This is a genomic window from Burkholderiales bacterium (genome assembly GCA_013695435.1).
Lineage (GTDB): Bacteria > Pseudomonadota > Gammaproteobacteria > Burkholderiales > JACMKV01 > JACMKV01.
The window spans coordinates 1-3,776 of sequence record JACDAM010000095.1 but is presented as its reverse complement, the minus strand read 5'-3'; the positions used below and the strand labels follow the sequence as shown (position 1 = coordinate 3,776).

Genomic DNA, 3,776 nt, shown 5'->3' with positions numbered 1-3,776 from the left:
GGTTTCCTGGGCGCGCAATTCAACCCGGCGGACGGCATGCATTTCGGCAATGAAGGCACGGTACACCACGCCGGCGGCTCGATGCGCATGAGCGGCAATCACACCGGCGTGGTCAACGAGGATCTGCGCGTGGAAGCTTACGACAATCTGTACGTCTGCGACGTGTCGGTATTTCCGATGATCCCGGCGGCGAATCCAAGTTTGACGCTAGCCACGCTCGCGCTGCGTCTGGCCGATCATCTCGCCGCATTTCCGTGAGATGATCCGCGAAACGGTATTGCGATCGACGTCGTTCAATCACGCGAGGCCTTGCTCGATCGCGCGTTTCGACGGAAATTTCGGACAGGAAGTAAGCGACGGTAGCATCGAGCCTCTCGCGTCCAGCTTGGCGTGCCACCTTCCTTTCGCTGCCTTCCGCAGCGCATCGGCGACGCCGTTCAGTTTCGCCTCGCTCTCGTTACCCGGTTGCCGCAAACGCATCGATGCCCGCTTTTGCAATTTGCGCATCCTCATGCGATTTCACGCCGGACACGCCGATTGCGCCCACGATCTCGCCATCGACGATCAGCGGCAAGCCGCCCTCCAGAGGCAGCGAGCCGGGCAGGCCCATATAACGCACGTGACCCTGATTGACCAAATCTTCCCACGCCTTGGTCGGGCGCTTGAACGCGATCGCCGCATGCGCTTTGGCAATCGCGACGTCGATACTGCCGAATTGGGCGCCGTCGAGCCTTTGCAGATAAACAAGATGACCGCCGTCATCGACGATGGCGACGATCACCAGCCAGTTGTTGCGCCGCGCCTCAGCCTCGGCGCCAGCGGCGATTTTTTTTGCGTCGTCGAGGCTCAGCACTTTCCTGGTCAACAACGTCGTCTCCTTTCAAGTCGCCATGGCAGCCGGCGCTGCGGCAAGTTCTACGTCGGCCGCGGCGGCAGCCATTTTTCGGATGAGGTCGTAATTGCGATCGGCGACTTGCACAAAGCGCGCGGCCCTCGCTTGTTTCATGCATCGCGAGCATCGCGTCGCGCAGGCGGTCGCGTTGGACAACGCTTTTCAGCACGACCCACGGCGGTATCGCTGCCGGTCCGAACGTTGCAACGCGGCGCAGTTGTTCACGAAGCCCGGGATCTCGCTGGCACGCGAATTCGAGCACGGCGCTGTCGATCGCGGAGGCATCGACTTTGCGATCGAGCAACCATTGCAAGCTCGTCTGGTGCGCGCCCGACTCGATCACCTCGCCGAAATATCCGCGGCGCTCACCGAGCGTCGCAAGGTGATAGCGTACCGCGTTATAACCGGAATGCGAGCCCGGCTCGTTGTAGGCCCGGCTCGCGCCCCGCAGATCCTCGAAACACCGGAAAGCGCTGTCGCGATGAACCAGCACGTCGGAAAAATAAACCGGCCGGCCCTGGTAGCGCGCGCCCAGCATGACAGGGGCGCCGAGCAATTCGAGCGGGTTGTCGATCCGCCCGGATTTCCGCACATATGGCAGGCCGCAAATCCATGCCACGTGTATGCGGCCTGCATCGAGCATGCGCTCGCGCTGTTGCCACGGAATATCCGCGATGAACCCGGTCGCACTGCCTATGCGCCGTCCGAGATACTCAGCTATCTCCCGACAGGCGAAATCGGCGCTTTGCGCCTGACACGAGGTGAATCTCAGCACCGGCATCCGCGACGATAATCGAAGTCGATTTCGCGGATGCGCAGGATCAATGCGTCCGGCAGGTTGCGAGCCCGCGTTTTTCAAGATATTGCTGGTGGTAATCCTCAGCCATGAAAAAAACGGGGGCGGGTTGAATTTCGGTCACGACAGGCCGGCGAAAACGCCCGCTGGCCTGCACCTTGTTCTTCGACGCGGTAGCCGCGGCTTGCTGCCCGGGATTGTGATAGAAAATCGCTGAACGATACTGGGTCCCGATGTCGGGACCCTGGCGATTCAGTGTCGTCGGATCGTGATTTTCCCAGAACACATTCAGCAATTGCTCATAGGAAACCTTGTCGGGATCGTATTCAACCTGCACGGCTTCCGCGTGACCGGTGTTGCCGGTGCAGACGTCGCGGTATGTGGGTTTATCCATTATTCCGCCGGCATAACCGACCGCCGTGTTGATTACGCCATCGAGAGCGCGAAACGCCGCTTCCACGCCCCAGAAACAGCCCGCCGCGAACGTCGCTTTTTCGGTCATCACCTTCTCCTTGTCGGATGTACGCCTGTCAGCTTTGGCTTTGCGGCGCCGTGCAAGATCGGCTGGAGGCCCGGCGGAACCAAGCTCTAAGAGCCGAGCTCGTGCAGCAGGTTCACAAGATCGTCCGCGTGCTCCTCTTCGTCGGCCAGAATTCGTTCGATCATTTGCTTCGACTCGGCATCGCTGTTGCCGAGGTAAGCCATGATCTCCCGATAAGCGTCGATGGCAATGCGCTCGGCGATCACATCTTCCTCGATCAACTTGGGCAGCGTCACATCGTCCGCATATTCGATCGGGCCGTGCATCAGCAATCCCTCGGGGAAAAAATCGGGGTCGCCGCCGCGCGCCCGGATGCGCGCCGCGATCGAATCGGCGTGCTCCTGTTCTTCGTTTGCGCGTCGCAGGAATCCGTCGGCGATGCCGGGCGCGTTCATGCCGGAAGCAAGAAAGTAATGGCGCTTGTAGCGCAGCACGCAAACCATTTCGATGGCGAGCGCCGCGTTCAGCAACTGGTTGACGATCTCGACGCTGCCGGTCGTGCCCTGCCGGATGTGGTGGCGCGCTCTGCCGCGCAGCGTTTCGACATCGGACAGGAAAGGTTTACTGCTCAAGCGGAGTCTCCTCGATCGGGATCGGCGTGCGTGTTGAAGAGGTGATGCGAACCATTCTCATTCTATTCTCATTCTATTTTTTTTGCATCGACTGCACGAACGCACGGGTGGAAGCCGGAACCGCGCCAAAGTATTATCGATGGTGGACGGATTTTTCGGAGGCAGGATGAAGATAGGCATCGTCGGCGCCGGCGCGATCGGCGGCTACATGGGAATCAAACTCGCCTTGGCAGGCGAAGACGTGACTTTGATCGCGCGCGGCGCCAACCTCGAGGCTATCCGGCATAACGGCATGAAGCTGATCCTGGAGGATGGCAGCGAGCACGTCGCGCAAAACGTGCGCGCAGCGACCCTGGAAAGCGCCGGCATCCAGGATGTCATCATCCTCGCGCTGAAAGCGCATCAGGTCGCGCCGATCGCGCAGGCACTGCGCGCGCTGTTCGGCCCCGACACCATCGTCGTCACCACGCAGAACGGCATCCCGTGGTGGTATTTCCAGAAGCATGGCGGCGAATTCGAGGGCAGGGCGATCGCCGCAGTCGATCCCGAAGGTATTCTGTCGAAGTGCATCGAAGTAGAGCGGCTGATCGGCTGTATCGTTTACCCGGCCGCGGAACTGATCGCGCCCGGTGTCGTGCGCCATATCGAAGGTCATCGTTTTCCGGTCGGCGAACTCGACGGCGCGGAATCGCCGCGCGTCAAAATGATTTCGGACATGTTCACGCGCGCCGGCTTCAAGTCGCCGGTACTGAAAGACATCCGCTCGGAAATCTGGCTCAAGCTGTGGGGCAATCTGAGCTTCAATCCGGTCAGCGCGCTGACGCATGCGACATTGGAACAAATCTGCCGCTTTCCGCTGTCGCGCAGCCTGGCGGCGGCGATGATGACCGAAGCGCAAACCATCGCCAACAGGCTCGGCATCACGTTTCGCGTCTCGCTCGAAAAGCGCATCGCCGGCGCGGAAAAAGTCGGCGC

The 3,776-nt window shown here is 60.7% G+C and carries 6 protein-coding genes; 2 read left to right on the top strand and 4 right to left on the bottom strand.

All coding sequences use genetic code 11. The annotated features are described in order from the left end of the window. On the top strand, positions 1 to 258 hold a 258-nt coding region (locus H0V78_05580; GenBank protein MBA2351260.1), incomplete at its 5' end, for a GMC family oxidoreductase. Between the two features lie 199 nt (positions 259 to 457). Here the strand turns inward: H0V78_05580 and H0V78_05575 are convergent. The 4 genes from H0V78_05575 to H0V78_05560 form a co-directional block, all read right to left on the bottom strand. Then, positions 458 to 868 carry a heme-binding protein gene (locus H0V78_05575; GenBank protein ID MBA2351259.1) on the bottom strand — a complete coding sequence of 137 codons (411 nt, stop codon included), beginning with the start codon at positions 866 to 868 and terminating at the stop codon, positions 458 to 460. Then, positions 804 to 1,673, bottom strand: coding sequence for a PhnD/SsuA/transferrin family substrate-binding protein (locus H0V78_05570; protein ID MBA2351258.1), 870 nt, complete (start codon positions 1,671 to 1,673; stop codon positions 804 to 806). The genes H0V78_05575 and H0V78_05570 overlap by 65 nt, the downstream gene beginning before the upstream one ends. A gap of 40 nt (positions 1,674 to 1,713) precedes the next feature. Beyond that, positions 1,714 to 2,190: a peptide-methionine (S)-S-oxide reductase MsrA gene (gene msrA, locus H0V78_05565; GenBank protein ID MBA2351257.1), complete on the bottom strand. Its 477-nt coding sequence runs from the start codon at positions 2,188 to 2,190 to the stop codon at positions 1,714 to 1,716. Positions 2,191 to 2,276: 86 nt separating this feature from the next. After that, positions 2,277 to 2,801, bottom strand: a complete 525-nt coding sequence (locus H0V78_05560; GenBank protein MBA2351256.1) for a bacterioferritin — start codon at positions 2,799 to 2,801, stop codon at positions 2,277 to 2,279. Positions 2,802 to 2,967: 166 nt separating this feature from the next. Here H0V78_05560 and H0V78_05555 point away from each other — a divergent pair. Continuing rightward, the coding region (locus H0V78_05555; GenBank protein ID MBA2351255.1) for a 2-dehydropantoate 2-reductase at positions 2,968 to 3,776 on the top strand (809 nt) is incomplete at its 3' end.

Excerpts from the sequence above, each read along its gene's own strand:
- msrA (MBA2351257.1), bottom strand. The coding sequence starts at position 2,190 with ATGACCGAAAAAGCGACGTTCGCGGCGGGCTGTTTCTGGGGCGTGGAA.
- H0V78_05570 (MBA2351258.1), bottom strand. The coding sequence starts at position 1,673 with ATGCCGGTGCTGAGATTCACCTCGTGTCAGGCGCAAAGCGCCGATTTC.